At 66.7% G+C, this 17,796-nt stretch carries 18 protein-coding genes and 1 tRNA gene; 9 read left to right on the top strand and 10 right to left on the bottom strand.

From position 1 onward, the window contains the following. Positions 1-135: 135 nt before the first annotated feature. On the bottom strand, positions 136-936 hold the full coding sequence (gene gloB / locus A3A5_RS0103870) for a hydroxyacylglutathione hydrolase (RefSeq protein WP_018309323.1): 801 nt from the start codon (positions 934-936) through the stop codon (positions 136-138). Positions 937-948: 12 nt separating this feature from the next. Here gloB and A3A5_RS0103875 point away from each other — a divergent pair, with 12 nt between their 5' ends. The 7 genes from A3A5_RS0103875 (at position 949) to A3A5_RS0103905 (ending at position 5,578) form a co-directional block, all read left to right on the top strand. After that, positions 949-1,749 (top strand): methyltransferase domain-containing protein, encoded by an 801-nt coding sequence (locus A3A5_RS0103875; protein ID WP_018309324.1) that lies wholly within the window; start codon positions 949-951, stop codon positions 1,747-1,749. 69 nt (positions 1,750-1,818) lie between these two features. Continuing rightward, positions 1,819-2,256 (top strand): ribonuclease HI, encoded by a 438-nt coding sequence (gene rnhA / locus A3A5_RS0103880; protein ID WP_018309325.1) that lies wholly within the window; start codon positions 1,819-1,821, stop codon positions 2,254-2,256. Between the two features lie 49 nt (positions 2,257-2,305). After that, positions 2,306-3,046: a DNA polymerase III subunit epsilon gene (dnaQ, locus tag A3A5_RS0103885; protein WP_018309326.1), complete on the top strand. Its 741-nt coding sequence runs from the start codon at positions 2,306-2,308 to the stop codon at positions 3,044-3,046. A gap of 88 nt (positions 3,047-3,134) precedes the next feature. Continuing rightward, a tRNA-Val gene (locus tag A3A5_RS0103890) sits at positions 3,135-3,209 on the top strand. Between the two features lie 275 nt (positions 3,210-3,484). After that, the gene (locus tag A3A5_RS0103895) at positions 3,485-4,189 is read left to right on the top strand and encodes a hypothetical protein (RefSeq protein WP_018309327.1); all 705 of its coding nucleotides are present in this window, start codon (positions 3,485-3,487) and stop codon (positions 4,187-4,189) included. A gap of 1 nt (position 4,190) precedes the next feature. After that, positions 4,191-4,835, top strand: a complete 645-nt coding sequence (locus A3A5_RS0103900; protein ID WP_026200430.1) for a hypothetical protein — start codon at positions 4,191-4,193, stop codon at positions 4,833-4,835. A gap of 113 nt (positions 4,836-4,948) precedes the next feature. Next, positions 4,949-5,578 carry a hypothetical protein gene (locus A3A5_RS0103905; protein ID WP_018309329.1) on the top strand — a complete coding sequence of 210 codons (630 nt, stop codon included), beginning with the start codon at positions 4,949-4,951 and terminating at the stop codon, positions 5,576-5,578. On the opposite strand, the gene A3A5_RS0103910 is transcribed toward A3A5_RS0103905, so the two are convergent. Beyond that, positions 5,575-6,180, bottom strand: coding sequence for a cysteine hydrolase family protein (locus A3A5_RS0103910; RefSeq protein ID WP_018309330.1), 606 nt, complete (start codon positions 6,178-6,180; stop codon positions 5,575-5,577). The genes A3A5_RS0103905 and A3A5_RS0103910 overlap by 4 nt on opposite strands. A gap of 319 nt (positions 6,181-6,499) precedes the next feature. Between A3A5_RS0103910 and A3A5_RS0103915 the strand changes: the two genes are divergently transcribed. Next, positions 6,500-8,512, top strand: coding sequence for a diguanylate cyclase domain-containing protein (locus tag A3A5_RS0103915; protein WP_232431256.1), 2,013 nt, complete (start codon positions 6,500-6,502; stop codon positions 8,510-8,512). 196 nt (positions 8,513-8,708) lie between these two features. Here A3A5_RS0103915 and A3A5_RS0103920 read toward each other — a convergent pair whose 3' ends face one another. The 6 genes from A3A5_RS0103920 to A3A5_RS0103945 all read right to left on the bottom strand — a co-directional run bounded on the left by A3A5_RS0103920 (position 8,709) and on the right by A3A5_RS0103945 (position 14,848). Beyond that, on the bottom strand, positions 8,709-10,436 hold the full coding sequence (locus tag A3A5_RS0103920; RefSeq protein ID WP_026200432.1) for an ABC transporter substrate-binding protein: 1,728 nt from the start codon (positions 10,434-10,436) through the stop codon (positions 8,709-8,711). A 116-nt stretch (positions 10,437-10,552) separates the two neighbouring features. Next, entirely contained in the window at positions 10,553-10,861 is a 309-nt protein-coding gene (locus A3A5_RS0103925) for a DUF2160 domain-containing protein (protein WP_018309333.1), read from the bottom strand. Positions 10,862-10,893: 32 nt separating this feature from the next. Then, positions 10,894-11,736, bottom strand: a complete 843-nt coding sequence (locus A3A5_RS0103930) for a carbohydrate ABC transporter permease (RefSeq protein ID WP_018309334.1) — start codon at positions 11,734-11,736, stop codon at positions 10,894-10,896. Further along, on the bottom strand, positions 11,729-12,613 hold the full coding sequence (locus A3A5_RS0103935; RefSeq protein WP_018309335.1) for a carbohydrate ABC transporter permease: 885 nt from the start codon (positions 12,611-12,613) through the stop codon (positions 11,729-11,731). Before A3A5_RS0103935 ends, A3A5_RS0103930 begins: the two co-directional genes overlap by 8 nt. After that, positions 12,610-13,716, bottom strand: coding sequence for an ABC transporter ATP-binding protein (locus A3A5_RS0103940; RefSeq protein WP_018309336.1), 1,107 nt, complete (start codon positions 13,714-13,716; stop codon positions 12,610-12,612). The genes A3A5_RS0103935 and A3A5_RS0103940 overlap by 4 nt, the downstream gene beginning before the upstream one ends. A gap of 1 nt (position 13,717) precedes the next feature. Further along, the gene (locus A3A5_RS0103945) at positions 13,718-14,848 is read right to left on the bottom strand and encodes an ABC transporter ATP-binding protein (protein ID WP_018309337.1); all 1,131 of its coding nucleotides are present in this window, start codon (positions 14,846-14,848) and stop codon (positions 13,718-13,720) included. Positions 14,849-15,003: 155 nt separating this feature from the next. Between A3A5_RS0103945 and A3A5_RS0103950 the strand changes: the two genes are divergently transcribed. After that, entirely contained in the window at positions 15,004-15,774 is a 771-nt protein-coding gene (locus A3A5_RS0103950) for a DeoR/GlpR family DNA-binding transcription regulator (protein WP_018309338.1), read from the top strand. Between the two features lie 91 nt (positions 15,775-15,865). Here A3A5_RS0103950 and purU read toward each other — a convergent pair whose 3' ends face one another. Both purU and A3A5_RS0103960 read right to left on the bottom strand, forming a co-directional pair. Continuing rightward, complete coding sequence (gene purU / locus A3A5_RS0103955) at positions 15,866-16,732, bottom strand: formyltetrahydrofolate deformylase (RefSeq protein ID WP_018309339.1); 867 nt, start codon at positions 16,730-16,732, stop codon at positions 15,866-15,868. Positions 16,733-16,855: 123 nt separating this feature from the next. Beyond that, positions 16,856-17,767 carry an NUDIX hydrolase family protein gene (locus A3A5_RS0103960; protein ID WP_018309340.1) on the bottom strand — a complete coding sequence of 304 codons (912 nt, stop codon included), beginning with the start codon at positions 17,765-17,767 and terminating at the stop codon, positions 16,856-16,858. Positions 17,768-17,796 lie beyond the last annotated feature (29 nt).

Raw genomic sequence — 17,796 nt, forward strand, 5'->3', positions numbered from 1 at the left:
TCGAATCGTGACGCCAAAAAGATGCGTGATGCTAAAAAAAACCGCGTATCGCGTCAATCAGATTTTCCATATAGCCAATATCCCGCGGGCAGCCGGAAAGCCTTGCGGCGCAAGGCCCGGCAGGCCAAGCGGGGCTTAGCGGAAATTGTCCTTCCAGCCGCGCAGCGCACCGAACGCCTGCGCATCGCCCGTGGCGGCCCCGCCCTGCGCCGCCACCGCCGCCCGTACCGCCGGCTCGCGCGAGCGCAGGAAGGGATTGACTTCGCGTTCATGGGCGATGGTGGTCGGCAGCGTCGGCTGGTCCGCCGCGCGCAGCGCGTCAACCCGCTGCTCCCACGCCACCAGCGCGGCATTGGCCGGTTCCACCGCCCGCGCAAAGCGCACGTTGCTGCGCGTATATTCGTGCGCGCAATAGACGCGGGTATCGCCCGGCAGCGCCGCCAGCTTGTCGAGCGAGTCCAGCATCTGCGCCGGCGTGCCTTCGAACAGACGCCCACAGCCGCTGGCGAACAGGGTATCGCCGCAGAAGACCGCCGGGCCGGCTTCGCCCAGGTCGCCCACATAGGCGATATGGCCGGCGGTGTGCCCGGGCACGTCCAGCACGCGCAGCGTCAGCGCCGGCGTCTCCAGCGTCACGACATCGCCTTCGCGCAGGGCCTGGGTGCGCCCGCCAATGCGTTCGCCAGCCGGCCCCAGCACCGGCATCGGCGCGCCCGACGGCGTGCGCGGGTGCGCCGCCAGCAGCTCGGCCACCCCGCCCTGGTGATCGCCGTGGTGATGGGTGATTACAATAGCGCCCAGAGCCAGACCGCTTTGCGCCAGGAAGCGCTCCACCGGCGCGGCCTCGCCGGGATCGACCACGGCGGCGCTACGCCCGTCGTGGATGGCCCAGATATAGTTATCCTGGAACGCCGGGATCGGCTCAACCTTCAACATGCGCATGCTCCTATGTCCAATCGTCCCAATCATTCGATTGTAAGCTGGGAAGACTGGCTGGCCTCGCCGCCCGGCGAATACATGCTGCGCTGGGAGGCGCAGCAGTACGACCGGACCGTGACCGACATCTTCGGCTACCACGCCGTCCAGATGGGCCTGCCCTTTATCGACACCCTGCGCGAGAACCGGATGCCGTTCTCGGCGCTGGCGCTGGATCCGTCCAGCGGACCGCACGGGCCGCGGGCCGCACATCCCGACGCGCGCCAGCTGCTGTGCCGCTTCGACGAGCTGCCGTTCGACACCCAGAGCATCGACCTGGTCACCCTGCCCCACATCCTGGAATTCGCCGAAGATCCGCATGAAGTGCTGCGCGAGGTCTCGCGGGTGCTGATGCCCGAGGGGCGCGTGGTGGTCACCTGCTTCAACCCGATGAGCCTGTGGGGCGCGCGCCAGGGCATGAACCGGCTCGGCGCCACGCCCTTCCTGCCGACGGACGCGCAGCAGATCGGCTTTGTGCGCATCAAGGACTGGCTCAAGCTGCTGGGCTTCGATATCATCCGCGGGCGCTTTGGCTGCTACTGCCCGCCCTACCGCACCGACCGCTGGCTGCAGCGCGCCGCCTTCATGGAAAAGGCCGGCGACCGCTGGTGGCCGATCTTTGGCGCGGTCTATATGATCTCGGCGATCAAGCGCGTGCGCAATATCCGCCTGGTCGGCCCGGCCTGGAAGAGCAAGCCGGCGCTGGCCCCGGTATCGTCGCCCGTGGCCACGCCCACCGGCACGCACGGCAAGACCCCCGGCGAAGAGCGCTGACGCGGTCCAGCGCCTTCCGCTGACACCTCAATGCGCCACCCGCCCGGCGGGTGGCCACCATGGAATCACATGCAAGAAGTCACCATCTACTCCGACGGCGCCTGCAAGGGCAATCCCGGCCGCGGCGGCTGGGGCGCGGTGCTCGTCGCCGGCACCAGCGAGAAAGAACTGTTCGGCGGCGAGCCCAACACCACCAACAACCGCATGGAAATGACCGCCGTGATCGAAGCGCTTCGCGCGCTCAAGCGGCCCTGCGTCGTGCGGGTCTATACCGACTCGCAGTATGTCCAGAAGGGCATCAGCGAATGGCTGCCCGGCTGGAAGGCCCGCGGCTGGAAGACCGCCGACAAGAAGCCCGTCAAGAACGCCGACCTGTGGCAGGAGCTGGACACCCTGGCGCAGCCGCACCAGATCTCCTGGCACTGGGTGCGCGGCCACAACGGCCACCCAGGCAATGAGCGCGCCGACGCGCTGGCCAACCGCGGCGTCGAATCGATCGGCCGCTGAATCCTTTTCGCGACAACAAACCGCGGAGCGCCCGCGCCGCTCCGCTAGAATGCCCGCCATGCGACAAATCGTTCTCGACACCGAAACCACCGGCCTGAGTGCCGCCACCGGCGACCGCCTGATCGAAATCGGCTGCGTCGAGCTGATGAACCGCCGCCTGACGGGGCGCCACCTGCACTTCTACGTCAACCCGGAACGCGATATCGACGAGGGCGCGATCGCCGTGCACGGCATCACGGTTGAGTTCCTGGCCGACAAGCCCCGCTTTTCCGAAGTCGTCAACGACATCCGCGAGTTCGTCCAGGATGCCGAGCTGATCATCCACAACGCGCCGTTCGACCTGGGCTTCCTCGACATGGAATTCCAGCTGCTGGGCCTGCCGCCGTTCCGCCAGCATGCCGGCAATGTGATCGATACCCTGCGCGAAGCCCGCCAGATGTTCCCAGGCAAGCGCAACTCGCTCGATGCCCTGTGCGATCGCCTGGGCATCAGCAACGCTCACCGCACGCTGCATGGCGCCCTGCTGGATGCCGAGTTGCTGGCCGAGGTCTACCTGGCCATGACGCGCGGCCAGGATTCGCTGGTGATTGACATGCACGACAGCACGGCGGGCGCAGGCAGCGCCGTCGCCAGCGCCGACCTGTCGCGCCTGGCCCTGCCGGTGCTGCGCGCCACCGATGACGAACAACAGGCCCACCTCGCCCTGCTCAAGGGCCTGGACAAGGCCAGCGGCGGCAAGACGGTGTGGCAGGAAGCCCCCGCGGCAGAGTCCGGAAGCCTCGCAGCCTGATAAAAATCAAAAAAGAGCTTTACAAGATACAAGAAGCTCTGCATAATCTCATTTCTCTGCTGCACGACGGCAACGACGACGCAGACAGGGGTGGTTAGCTCAGCGGTAGAGCACTGCCTTCACACGGCAGGGGTCACAGGTTCAATCCCTGTACCACCCACCAGACAAAAATGGCCAGCAACTGCCTAAGTTGCCAGGAAACCCAGACAGGGCAAGCTTTCTGGGTTTTTTGTTGCCCGGCGCTTGCCCAGGTTTTCTACGCTCCCTGGAAAACCGTGGCTCACGGCGCAAATCAAGAAAAGCTCGCCTGGCATATTTGCGCCTGACACACATACTTGTCCAAGGACGACGTGCCAGGCAGGCACAGTCGTCCTCGCTCCCACCGGGCCAGCCCCCAATCGCCCATCCGATCATCGACGCAGCATTCGGGAGTCCGCCATGCCCGATTCACCCAGGACGACGATCCATGCCGGCGCGACCGTGCCGCCGGAGGATGCGCAGACACGGGAGCCGGTGCTGGACGTGGTGGACCGCGTCTCCGAGATGTGCTTCGGCCTGTTCATGGCGCTCACTTTTGTCGGCGCGGTGTCGAGCGGCACGGGCGGCCCGGATGCCAGCCGCACCATGATGCATGCCGCGTTGGGCTGCAACCTGGCCTGGGGCATGGTGGACGCGGTCATGTTCCTGATCCGTACGCTGGCGAGCCGCGGCCAGCGGATCTCCCTGGCACTTGCCGTCAGGAATGCAGGCGACCAGGCCACTGCGATCGGCCTGATTCGCGATGCGCTGCCTCGCGCAACGAAATCGCTGGTCACCGACAAGGAACTGGAAGCCATGCGGGCCCGGCTCGCCGCCGCCCCGGCACTGCCTCCCCGTCCCCGCCTGAACCTGGCCGACCTGCTGGGTGCCGTGCGCATCTTCCTTATCGTTGTGCTGACCACGTTTCCGGTCGCACTGCCGTTCGTACTGCTGGACGACGTCAAACTGGCACTACTGATCTCGCGCGGGCTAACCCTGGCCATGCTGTTCGTCGCCGGGTGGGCACTGGGTCACTTTGCCGGCTTTGGCGGCTGGGTCACTGGCGCAGCCATGACGGCGCTGGGCGTCGTCATGACCATCGCCATCATTGCGCTGGGCGGCTGAAATGCGAGGCGCGAACCTGCTGCTTGCCGCCGCCCTTGGCGCGGGAGCGGTCCAGGCACAGGAGCCGCCCCAGCCCGCGCCGGATGCCGCCGGGCAGGCGGGCGGCTCGCCCTGGACCTTCTCGGCAACGGGCTACTGGAACATGCCGCGCGAGAGCGGCGACTACCTCTCCGGCATCTTCATCGCGGAAAGGAAGCAGCTTCACCTCGAGGCGAGAAGCAACTACGAGGCGGTCCACGCGCAGTCAGCCTTCATCGGCTGGACCTTCTCGGGCGGGGAAACCATCCAGTTCAAGGCGACACCCATCGTTGGCTTCGTGGGAGGCTCCACCCACGGCTTGATCGGCGGGATCGAAGCCAGCGTGGCAGTGAGCAAGTTCGACTACTACATCGAAGCCGAATACCTGGACGCGCGCGGCGAGGAACCGGGCTATCTCTATGCCTGGAGCGAACTTGGCTTCCGCCCGGTCGAATGGCTGAGGCTGGGCCTGGTCGCGCAACGTACCCGGATCTACGGGGGAGACCGCGAATTCCAGCGAGGCGGCTTTTTCCAGGTCACGGTGCGCAAGTTCACGGCGGGCTTCTACTGGTTCAACCCAGGCTCGACAGACCAGGTCGCGATCCTTTCGCTGGGCGTGAGCTTCTAGGCCGCAGCCACGTCGCGACGCAACCTTTCCGTTGCGGGCGACAAGGCTTGTCTCATTTCCGGCCACTCACCTGCCGGCTACCTTGACTGCTCCGACCTGCACCGGAGCACGACTTGCCATCCGCCTGCCTCCCCACCGCGACCGAAACAGAACCCGCCCTGCCCTGGACCGGCCGCAGCCCGGTCTGTGCCGGCTGGTTCGAGATGCGCTCGGCGCGCGTGCCGCGCGATGCGCGGCCGGTCTATGACGAAGACATGGATTGCATCATCGGCTACCACCGCAGTTTTGCGTCGGTGGCGGCCACCTATGACCTGGCGGGCAAAGTCGTCGCGCTCGATGCATGCGTGGATGAAGATGGCGCGGAGCGCGCACCGCTGCTGGTTGCCGGCACGCTGTGGCAGCCGCACGTGCGCGGCATGACGCGCAGCGGCGCCGAGGGGGAAGGACTGGCAGCGTCCGCCACAACGCTGACGCGGCTGCGCGGGCGCTTCATCGCACTGGCCCGGCAGCCGCTGCATTTCACGCTGGCCGCGCTGGCGGACATGCAACAGCCGGAGCGGTTCGTGCCGCTGCATATCCTGCGACTGGCGATGCGCTGCGGCACGCGGCTTGCTGCGGCAACGGACATGGCACGCTTTGTCGCGCCGATCACTCGGCGAGGCGTGCCGACCGCGCTGGAACTGACGCTGCGCCCGCGCGACCATACCGTGCTGCGCGTGCGCACCTGGCCCGTCGCTGGTTAGCCGTGCCAGGCCCCTGCGTCCGTAACGACCGTGGCGAAGCGGTCATTCAACGCGGCCAGCGTGCTGCGGTGGAGATCGGCCGCAGGTACGGCCGGGCCGCCCAGCGGGTCAGGCAGGTCGCGCGTGGCGCAGGCCGCGGCCACCACCGTGCTGCGATAGCCGTGGTCGAGCGCCGAGCGCACCGTGGCGCTGACGCACATATGCGTCTGGAAGCCGGCCACGATCAGCTCCTTGCGGCCGAGCCTGGCCAGTTCGTCGCCCAGGGTGGTGCCGGCGAAGCTGTTGGGCAAGCCCTTGGTGACGGTAATCTCACCGGCCTGCGGCCCCACCCCTTCGATGAAGGCGGCATACGGCCCGGTCGGATCGAACGCCATGCTGCCCGGCCGGCCGTGGTGCGCGACATGGATCACCGGCGTGCCGTGGCTGCGCGCCAGCGCCAGCAGCTGCGCGCAGGCAGCCACGGCCGCGGGCATGCCGACCAGCGGCAGGCGGCCGTCGACGTATTCGCGTTGATGGTCGATCAGGATCAGGACGGCGGCATCCCAGGCGGAAGGGGTACGGCTGGCGCCGGCCAGGTCGAGCAGCGTAGTCGGTGTAGTCATTGGCGTTTGGGCTGGAAGGAATCAGGAACGGCAATCAAAAATCGCATGACGGGCCCGCCACATCACGGGCCATCCCACATGCTAATGCCAAGCCGGAATCCGTGCACAAGCGCGCGTGGCGATCTCGCCACCGGCCCTGCCCTTCGCTGTAGCGCGGCAGGCACATTGCACGCGCAACCGGGATCGCGGTTGCAAACAGTTGCGAATTTCATCTTGACATCTGCTAATCTTGATTTCATGCCCCGGACAAGATCTCGGGTCGGCAACCGATGCGCCGGGGCGGGAATACGGGTCAGTGCGCACAAGAAATAAGTCAATCATGCAGCACTCTTTGAAGTACCGGATGGCGTTCGCCACGGCGGGTGTGGTGACGCTGATCATCGTGCTGCGCGCGGTCTACGCGCAGTATTACGCCTACGACGGCCTGAAGTACCTGCGGCAGACGCAGCAGGACACGCTGGTCAAGATGGTGGCCGAGCAACTCGATGAAAAACTGCAGGGCCGGGCCGCCGTCCTGCGCCGCGTGGCACGCCAGCTCTCCCCCATGCTTTCGGCAAAGCCGGCCGAGCTGCGCCGGGCCGTGGAGGGCCTGGTGGAAATACCCGAGGCCTTCAACGCCGTCTTCCTGGCCGCGCCTGACGGGCACCTGGTGTTCAGCACCGCCGTGCCGGATGACGTGCGCCTGCGCGTGGACGACCGCGACTATTTCCGCGATATCCAGCAGGGCCAGGCGTTTGCCGTGTCGGACCTGATCCAGGGCAAGCAGACCAATGCCCCCGGCGTGGTGCTGGCAGTGCCGCTGCACGGGCCGGGTGGCGAGTTGCGCGGCGTGGTCGGGGGCGTCCTGAACCTCACGGACAGCAACTTCCTGCGCGAACTTGCGCACAGCCGCGTGGGCACTACCGGCAGCTTCTGCCTGGTTTCCTCCGGCACCAATCCCCGCTATGCGATGCATCCGGACGTTGCCCGCGTGCTGAGTCCCGCACGCGCGGTCGGCGAAGCCTGCGGCGCCGACCACGCCCCCGCCCTTCTGGAAGTCCTGACGCCGACGCAGCCGATCGTGGCGCGCTACCTGCTGGCATCCAACGGCTGGGAGGTGGTGGCGGTCCTGCCGGCTGCCGAAGCCTACGCGCCGATGGTCGCGGTGCGTCAACGGACCCTGGTGATCGGCGCCATCACCATGCTGATTGCCGCAGCGATGATGTGGCTGGTCATGCGCCGGCTGCTTGAACCGCTGCAGCGGCTGCACCGCGCCGTGCGTCAGATCGGCACCAACCCGGCCGCGGTGGCGGACCTGCCCGCCGGCCGTGCCGACGAGATCGGCGAACTGGCCGTGACTTTCGCCGAGGTGGTGGCGCAGTTGTCGGAGCGCGAAGCCGCGCTGAAAGCGGCCAAGGACCGCGCCGCCGAGAGCGAGAAGCGCATCGAAGCGATCGCCAACCATGTGCCGGACTTTGTCTCGTTCATCGACATGCAGCAGCGCTATGTCTTCGTCAACCAGGCGTATGCGCAGCGGTACGGCGTGCCGGCGCAGCAGATCGTGGGGCTGTCGCTGCGCGAGCTGTGGGGCACGCAGGAATACCTGGCCTGCCAGCCATACCTGGAACAAGCCCGGGCCGGGCGCTCGGTGACCTTTACGCGGGAAAGCGCCGACGGCACCGAATGCACGGAGATCACCTACCAGCCGGCCTGGAACGATGCCCAGGACACCGTCATTGGCCTGCACATGTTCGGGCGCAACGTCACCCATGAGCGCGAAAAACTGCGCAGCCTGGAAGCGCAGACCATCTCCGACTACCTCACCGGCCTGCTCAACCGCAAGGGGTTCGACCGGCGCCTGGCCGAATGCATGGCCCGCGCCAGCGCCGACGGGCACTCGCTGGCGCTGCTGCTGGTGGACCTGGACGACTTCAAGGGCGTCAACGACGGTTTTGGCCATCCGGTGGGCGACCAGTTGCTGGTCGCCTTTGCGCAGCGGCTGCGCGCCTGCGTGCGCAAGGGCGACGCGGTCGCGCGCATCGGCGGCGATGAGTTCGCGGTGATCCTGGACGGCGTTGCCGACCGCCAGGCCATGGCGTCCATCGCCAACACCATCGTGCAGGCCGCGCGCATGCCCTTCTTGATCGACGGCCACACGCTGGCGGCCCCGGCCAGCGTCGGCTCGGCCATCCATGACGCGCGCCACACCATGACCGCGAGCGAGTTGTTCATGCACGCCGACATGGCACTGTACGAGGCCAAGCGGCACGGCAAGGCGCGTTATGCGGTGCAGGCGGCGGATACGACAGAGCCGTATCCCGAACCGTCCGAACTGGCATCGCAAGAAGGCTAGTTCCGAAGTCCGGGCTCAGACGGCCGCTTGGGGTGCTCCCTCTCCCGCTTGCGGGAGAGCGTTGGGGTGAGGGCGGGAGTATCAACAAGTTAAGGCGTGTCGGTATGCCACCGCCTGCCCTCACCCGCTGCCCCTCTCCCGCAAGCGGGAGAGGGGAGCAAACCAGCGGCATTCATTGCCGGCAGCCTCAAACGCCTCAGCGCACCTTCCCTTCCTTCCACGCCTGCAGCAGCTTGTCGTAAGGAATGGTCTCGCCCTTCGGCTTTTCGTTGGCCAGCTTCTTCCATGGCGCATGGTCGTTCGACAGCCACTTGCCCGGATCTCCCTTCGGGTTGAGCTTGGGCGCGCAGTTGCTCATGCCGGCGCGCTGCAGCCGCGCCATGACCTGGTCCATTTCTTCGGCCAGCGTGTCCATGGCGGCTTGCGGCGTTTTCTCGCCGGTCACCGCGGTGGCCACGTTCTTCCACCACAGCTGGGCCAGCTTCGGATAGTCGGGCACGTTGGTGCCGGTCGGCGTCCAGGCCACGCGCGCGGGGCTGCGGTAGAACTCGATCAGCCCGCCGTACTTGGCCGCGTTCTTGGTCAGGTACTCGTGGTGGATGTCGCTGTCGCGGATAAAGGTCAGCCCGGTCAGCGACTTCTTCAGCGAGACCGTCTTGGATGTCACGAACTGCGCGTACAGCCAGGCGGCCGCCAGCTTGTTGGGATCGGTGTTCTTGAAGAAGGTCCACGAGCCCACGTCCTGGTAGCCGTTCTGCATGCCCTGCTTCCAGTACGGGCCATAAGGCGACGGCGCCATGCGCCACTTGGGCGAGCCGTCGGCGTTGACCACCGGCAGGCCCTTCTTGGTCATGTCCGCGGTGAACGCGGTGTACCAGAAGATCTGCTGCGCCACCTGGCCTTGCGCGGGGACCGGGCCGGCCTCGGAGAAGGTCATGCCCATCGCCTGCGGCGGCGCGTACTTCTTCATCCAGTCGATGTACTTGGTCAGCGCATAGACTGCCGCCGGGCTGTTGGTGGCACCGCCGCGCGACACCGAGGCGCCGACCGGCGTGCACTTGTCGTCGGCCACGCGGATGCCCCATTCATCCACCGGCATGCCGTTGGGCAAGCCCTTGTCGGCGGTGCCGGCCATCGACAGCCAGGCGTCGGTGAAGCGCCAGCCCAGCGACGGATCCTTCTTGCCGTAGTCCATGTGCCCATAGACCTTCTTGCCGTCGAGCTCCTTCACGTCGTTGGTGAAGAAGCTGGCGATGTCCTCATAGGCTGACCAGTTGGTCGGCACGCCCAGGTCGTAGCCGTACTTGGCCTTGAACTTGTCCTGCAGATCCTTGCGCGCGAACCAGTCGGCGCGGAACCAGTAGAGGTTGGCAAACTGCTGGTCCGGCAGCTGATAGAGCTTGCCGTCCGGCGCGGTGGTGAACTTGGTGCCGATAAAGTCCTTCACATCCAGCCCCGGGTTGGTCCACTCCTTGCCGGCGCCGTTCATGTAGTCGGTCAGCGGCAGGATAGAGCCATAGCGGTAGTGCGTGCCGATCAGGTCCGAGTCAGAGATCCAGCCATCGTAGATCGACTTGCCGGACTGCATCGAGGTCTGCAGCTTCTCCACCACGTCGCCTTCCTGGATCAGGTCATGGTTGACCTTGATGCCGGTGATCTCCTCGAAGGCCTTGGCCAGCGTCTTGGATTCGTACTCATGCGTGGTGATGGTCTCCGAGACGACGCTGATCTGCGTGACGCCCTTGGCCTTGAGCCTGGCCGCGGCATCGATGAACCACTTCATTTCCGCCGCCTGCTTGTCCTTGGGCAGCGACGAGGGCTGGAACTCATTGTCGATCCACTTCTTCGCTTCGGTCTCGCCCGCCCAGGCGGACGCGCAAGCCAGCGCAGCCGCGCAGGCAAGGGCGGACATCCCCAACTTCACGTGCTCATTCATCGGTGTCTCCTCAGGAATTCCCCTCCCCCGGCTTGTGGTCTGGTTGGCGGCCCCGGGGCAGGGATAAGCCGCGTGTTCCATTCAGGCTTGTTTTTCCGGTACCGCTAACCCTTGCGCATGACCAGCGCCAGCACCAGCATTGACATCACGAAGCTGATCCACACCGACGGCTCTTCGGCCAGCGACAGCCAGGCCGTTACCTTCTCGCCCAGCCCCACCCACGCCAGGTTGACCCAGGCCGCGCACATCAGACCGATGAACAGGCGGTCGCCGCGCGTCGTGGCGATCGGCAGGAAGCCTTTGCGCAGCACCGAAGGCGCGCGGATTTCCCAGATCGTCATACCGATCAGCATGACCACGATGCAGCCAAAGAACGCCGCCACCGGCGTTGTCCACACCATCCAGTTCAGCATTGCGCCGTCTCCTTGGTCCTTTTCCCCGCGGCTTACACGCGGCCCATCGCGAAGCCCTTCGCGATGTAGTGCCGCACGAACCAGATCACGATGCCGCCGGGCACGATGGTCAGCACGCCGGCCGCGGCCAGCACGCCCCAGTCCATGCCCGATGCCGAGACCGTGCGCGTCATGGTGGCGACGATGGGCTTGGCGTTGACCGAGGTCAGCGTGCGCGCCAGCAGCAGTTCGACCCAGCTGAACATGAAGCAGAAGAACGCCGCCACGCCCACGCCGGCCTTGATCAGCGGCAGGAAGATGGTCAGGAAGAAACGCGGAAACGAGTAGCCATCGACATACGCGGTCTCATCGATCTCGCGCGGCACGCCCGACATGAAGCCTTCCAGGATCCATACCGCCAGCGGCACGTTGAAGACCAGGTGCGCCAGCGCCACGCCCAGGTGGGTATCCATCAGCCCGATGGTGCTGTAGAGCTGGAAGAACGGCAGCAGGAACACCGCGGGCGGCGTCATGCGGTTGGTCAGCAGCCAGAAGAACACATGCTTGTCGCCGATGAACTGGTAGCGCGAAAAGGCATAGGCGGCCGGCAGCGCCACGCTGATCGAGATCACCGTGTTCATCGCCACGTAGATCATCGAGTTGACGTAGCCCGAATACCACGACGGGTCGGTGAAGATGGTTTTGTAGTGCTCCAGCGTGAAGTCGGCCGGCCACAGCGACAGCGTGGAGACGATCTCCTCGTTGGTCTTGAACGACATGTTCACCATCCAGTAGATTGGCACGATGGCAAACAGCAGGTAGACCAGCAGGAAGCCCGCGCGCCACCAGGTGGCGCGGTTGGCCCGTGCGGGGATCACGGAAGGGATCTCAGCCATGGGGCATGTCCTCGCTGCCGGCGGTGCCCGCGCGCTGCATCCAGTTGTAGAGGATGAAACACATGAGCAGGATGATCAGGAAATAGACGATGGAAAATGCCGCCGCCGGGCCCAGGTCGAACTGACCCACGGCCTTTTGCGTCAGGTACTGCGACAGGAAGGTGGTGGCGTTGCCGGGACCGCCGCCGGTCAGCACGAAGGGCTCCGTATAGATCATGAAGCTGTCCATGAAGCGCAGCAGCACCGCGATCATCAGCACGCCACGCATCTTGGGCAGCTGGATATAGCGGAACACCGCCAGGCGCGAGGCGCCGTCGATCTGCGCGGCCTGGTAGTAGGCGTCGGGGATGGCGCGCAGGCCGGCGTAGCACAGCAGCGCCACCAGCGGCGTCCAGTGCCAGACGTCCATCACCAGCACCGTGACCCAGGCATCGAAGGCGCTGCCGGTGTAGTTGTAGTCGAAGCCCATCGCTGCCAGCGCTGCGCCCAGCAGGCCGATATCGGTGCGCCCGAAGATCTGCCAGATAGTGCCGACCACGTTCCACGGAATCAGCAGCGACAACGCGATGATCACCAGCACCGCCGATGCCTTCCAGCCCCTGGCCGGCATCGACAGCGCCAGCAGGATGCCCAGCGGGATCTCCACCAGCAGGACCGCCAGCGAGAAGCCCAGCTGGCGCAGCAGTGCGTCGTGCAGCTCGCCGTCACGCAGCACGGTGCGGAACCATTCGGTGCCGACAAACACGCGCCGCTCGGGCGAGATGATGTCCTGCACCGAGTAGTTGACGATGGTCATCAGCGGCAGGATGGCGGAGAACGCCACGCACGCCACCACCGGCAACACCAGCAGCCAGGCCTTCTGGTTGACGGGCTTCATGGCACCAGTTCCTCGTTGACGTAGTAGCAGGTATGACGGTTGAACACTGACAACCAGGCCGTGTCGCCCGGACGCAGACCGGCTGCCTCGATACCCAGCCGCGCGCGCAGCGTGCCGGCCAGTGCGCCCGCCTCCTGCACGCCGCCAGTCAGCAGCCAGTAAGTGCCGATGTCCTGCGCGCGCTCCACCCGCACCGGCACAGCCTGCGCGTCGCTCTCCGGCGCCAGGCGCAGGTACTCGGGCCGCACGCCGATGCGGAAGCTGCCGGCCTCGCGCAACGCCGCTTCGACTGACGGCGACAACTCCGGCATGTAGCGGCGCCCGGCCAGCTCAAGCGCGCCGTCGCGCCACTGCCCGGGCAGGAAATTCATGCCCGGCGAGCCGATGAAATGCCCGACAAAAGTATGCGCGGGCCGCTCGAACAGCGCATCGGCCGGCCCCACCTGCACCGCCTTGCCGCGCGACATCACCACCACCTGGTCGGCAAAGGTCAGCGCCTCGGTCTGGTCATGCGTCACGTAGATCAGCGTCAGGCGGAACTCGTGGTGGATTTCCTTGAGCTTGCGCCGCAGCTGCCATTTGAGCTGCGGATCGATCACCGTCAGCGGCTCGTCGAAGAGAATGGCCGACACGTCCTGGCGCACCAGCCCGCGCCCCAGCGAGATCTTCTGCTTGGCGTCTGCAGCCAGGCCGCTGGCGCGGCGATCGAGCGTGCCCGACAGGTCCAGCATCTCGGCCACGCGCCCTACCCGCTCGCGCACCTGGGCTTGCGGCACGCCGCGGTTGCGCAGCGGGAAGGCCAGGTTCTCGCCGACGGTCATGGTGTCGTAGATCACCGGGAACTGGAACACCTGGGCGATATTGCGCGCCTGCGGCGTGGCAGCGGTCACGTCGCGGCCATCGAAGGCGATGGTGCCGTGCGAAGGCCGCAGCAACCCCGAAATGCAGTTCAGCAGCGTGGTCTTGCCGCAGCCGGACGGGCCCAGCAGCGCGTAGGCGCCGCCGTCTTCGAAAGTGAATTGCAGCGGCAGCAGCGCGTAGTCCTCGTCGGTACGCGGATTTGACACATAGGAGTGCGCCAGGTCCAGGTCGATGCGCGCCATCTCAGGCCCCTGCCCCGGCAGCCGCGGCCGCGCCGCCGGGCACGTCAGCCGCCAGCCCGCCCGGCCGGCGCGGCGCGTGGATGCGACGCCCGTCGGCGTCGAACAGGTAGATCTGCTCGGGCAGCAGGTGCAGTGACACCGGCTCGCCCAGCGCCAGGTCGAGCACGCCGGCAAACTGCGCCACCAGGTTGCCCACCGGGGTATCGGCGTGGACAAAGGTGTCTGAGCCTGACAGCTCGGCCAGCGCCACGCGCCCGGGCACGGCCACAGCGCCCGCCTCACCGGCCAGGCGCAATGCCGATGCGCGCACCCCCATCGTGACCGGGCCGTCGCGCCCGCCCGCGCCGGGCACCGGCACGGAGATATTGCCGGCCAGCGTGACCCAGCCGCCCTGCAGCCTGCCCTCGACCAGGTTCATCGGCGGATCGTTGAACGCACGCGCCACGCGCAGCGAATCAGGATAGTGGAAGACCTGGGGCGTCGGGCCGTACTGCAGCAATTCGCCGGCGTCCAGCACCGCGGTATGCCCGCCCAGCAGCAGCGCTTCGCCGGGCTCGGTGGTGGCATAGATCACGGTGGCGTCGCCATGCGCGAATAGCTGCGCCAGCTCCTCGCGCAGTTCTTCGCGCAGCTTGTAGTCAAGATTGACCAGCGGCTCGTCCAGCAGCATCAGCGGCGCCTCCTTGGCCAGCGCGCGCGCCAGTGCCACGCGCTGCTGCTGCCCGCCGGAGAGCTCGGAAGGAAAGCGGTCCAGCAGGTGGTCGATATGCAGCCGCCCGGCCAGCTCGCGCACGCGCGCGGCAATCTCTGCGGCCGGCGCTTTGCGCCGCAGCCGCAGCGGCGAGGCGATGTTGTCGAAGACCTTGAGCGACGGATAGTTGATGAACTGCTGGTAGACCATCGACACATTGCGCTCGCGCACCGGCATGCCGGTCACGTCGCGGCCGTCGACCAGCACGCGGCCGGCGCTGGGCCGGTCCAGCCCGGCCATCACCCGCATCAGCGACGTCTTGCCCGCCTGCGTGGCGCCCAGCAGGATGGTCACCGCACCCGGAACCGGCGCGAGCGTCATCGGATAGAGATACGCCTGCGAACCTGCCTGTTGTGCGACGCCTTCCAAACGTAGCTGCATCCGTCCTCCATGTTCGAAATGCTTCCCGCATCACAGCTTTGCCGGATGCAGGCGCACAAGTCTTGGCTTTACGCTCGTTTTAGCAACAAAACGAACGTAAAACAATAGTGCACTGCATCATTTGTTTTCGTTTCTGTTTGGACTAGAATCCCGGCATGACCCTGAATCCCCGCCAGACGGCCCTGCTCGAAGAAGTCCGCACCCAGGGCTTTGCCTCCATCGACGAACTTGCGCGCAAGTTCGGCGTCACGCTCCAGACGGTACGCCGCGACGTCAACCTGCTGGCCGAGAACGGCAAGCTGGCGCGCTTCCATGGCGGGGTGCGGGTAGACGGCTCCACCACCGAGAACATCGCTTACCGGCAGCGGCAGGTGCTCAATGCCGAGGGCAAGGCGCGCATCGCGCGCGCGGTGGCCGCCGCGGTGCCCGAGGGCTGCTCGCTGATCCTGAACATCGGCACCACGGTGGAAGAGATAGCGCGCGAGCTGATGCACCACCGCGGGCTGCGCGTGATCACCAACAACCTGAACGTGGCCAATATCCTTGCCGACAACGCCGATTGCGAGGTCATCGTCGCCGGTGGCGTGCTGCGCTCACGCGACCGCGGCATCGTGGGCGAGGCCACGGTGGAGTTCATCCGCCAGTTCAAGGTGGATATCGGGCTGATCGGCATCTCGGGCATCGAGACCGACGGCACACTGCGCGACTACGACTTCCGCGAGGTCAAGGTGGCGCGGACCATCATCGAGCATTCACGCGAGGTGTGGCTGGCGGCGGACGCCAGCAAGTTCAACCGCCAGGCAATGGTGGAGCTGGCGCATGTGTCGCAGGTCGACCGGCTCTTTACCGATGAGCCGCTGGCAGCGCCGTTCGACCAGATCGTGGCCGACAGTGGGGTGAAGTGTGTGGTGGCGCAGCGGGACTGACCCGCTGGCCCGGCATCCCCGCGCCGGCGGGGATGCGGCAACCGGGAAGCGGCAGGGTTCCCGCGGGCGCGGGAACCGGGAGACGACGAGCCTACTTGAACACCACGGTCTTGTGGCCGTTCAGCAGGATACGGTGTTCGGCATGCCACTTGACCGCGCGCGCCAGTGCCACGCATTCCACGTCGCGGCCGACGGCGGTAAGTTGCTCCGGGTCCATGCTGTGGTCCACGCGCTCGATCTCCTGCTCGATGATCGGGCCTTCGTCCAGGTCCGCGGTGACGTAGTGCGCGGTCGCGCCGATCAGCTTCACGCCGCGGTCATGCGCCTGGTAGTACGGTTTGGCGCCCTTGAAGCTGGGCAGGAACGAGTGGTGGATATTGATCGCGCGGCCGGCCAGCTTGCGGCACAGGTCGTCGGACAGCACCTGCATGTAGCGCGCCAGCACCACCAGGTCGATCTTCTGCTCCTGCACCACGTCGAACACGCGCGCTTCCTGCGCGGCCTTCTGCTCGGCCGAGGCGTTCATCAGCGGCAGGTGGAAGAACGGCACGTCGTACGACGCCGCCAGCTGATAGAAGTCGCGGTGGTTCGAGACGATGGCCGCGATCTCCACGGGCAGGCCGCCCACCTTGGCGCGGAACAGCAGGTCATTCAGGCAGTGGCCGATCTTGGACACCATGATCATCACGCGCGGCTTGACCGCGGCGTCGTTCAGCTCCCACTGCATGCCGAACTGGTCGCCCACCGGCGCGAACGCGGCCTTCAGCGTGTCCAGGTCCGGGCCGCCGGCGGCCGGCGTGAAATGCACGCGCATGAAAAAGCGGCCGGCGTACTCGTCACCGTACTGGTCGGAGTCGACGATATTGCAGCCGTGCTGGAACAGCAGGCCCGAGACGGCATGGACGATGCCCGGCTGGTCGGGGCACGAGAGGGTCAGAATGAATCCGGTGTTGCTCATGGTGTGTTGTTCTGTCGGAGTGGCGCGGCGCAAGGCCGGAAAAACCAGGTCAGCGAGGTCAGCGAGGTCAGCGAGGTCAGCGAGGTCGGCAAGATCGGCACAGGCGGAACCCGCGGCGACGGCTCAGGCGCGATGGTCAGGACCGAGCCAGCCGCGCCGCCCAAGGGCATCCAGCGTCACCAGTGTCGCATCGACCGTCATGGCGCCGGCCGACATGATAGCAAGCAATGCGGCCACATCGACGCGCCGGTGCTCGCTGACCTCGCCATCTTGGTTGCGCGGCGTGAAGCCAGGCGGCAGCAGCAGGTCGTAGACGTAGACCTGCTCCCACTGTACGCCTTCGGGCAGGTCGCGCAGCACCTCGATCATGCCGTGGGCCTGCGCGCCCTGCGCCAGCGCGGGCGGGATGCCGGATTCTTCCTCGCATTCGCGCACCAGCGTCGCCAGCGGATCGCTGCCATGCGGCATGCCGCCGGCAACCAGGTTGTCCCACATGCCGGGGTCGACCGACTTGGCGGGGCTGCGCCGCGAGATCCACAGGGCGGGACCGCCATCGGGATCGTCACACGCGGCGCCATCGACAATGCCGTTCATGTGCGAGGCAAAGGTCAGCAGCCCGAGAAAGCGCGCCGCCGCGCGTTCCACCACGGCGAGTGCGGGCGCGTCCAGCGCGGGGGTGACCGCGAACCGTTCATCGCGCCAGCCGCGCACGTGGCCGGTGTCGGCCAGTTGGCGGGCCAGCGCCTGCAGCGCGGCGCTGCGCGCGTCGAAGTCATTGTGCCCCGGCAGCAGTTCCGCCGCCGTGGTGCCATCGGCCAGGCGGTCGTCCGGGCCGAGGATGGCGCCCATGCCACGCAGGATTGCCGCATGGGCTCGCGGCAGCCAGCCAACCTGCTGGCCGGCCGCCATCAGGCGCAGCTTGGCGGCCGCATCGAAGCCGCTGCGCGCCGCCAGCGAGGCGGCGATCTGCGCGGCGGGACCGGCCGTGAGGTTGCCCGCGGGGTCCGCGGGCGGCAAGGAAGACATTTCAGCCATCAAGAATCCATGCGCCGGCCGGGCCGGCG

It is taken from the genome of Cupriavidus sp. UYPR2.512 (assembly GCF_000379565.1).
Lineage (GTDB): Bacteria > Pseudomonadota > Gammaproteobacteria > Burkholderiales > Burkholderiaceae > Cupriavidus.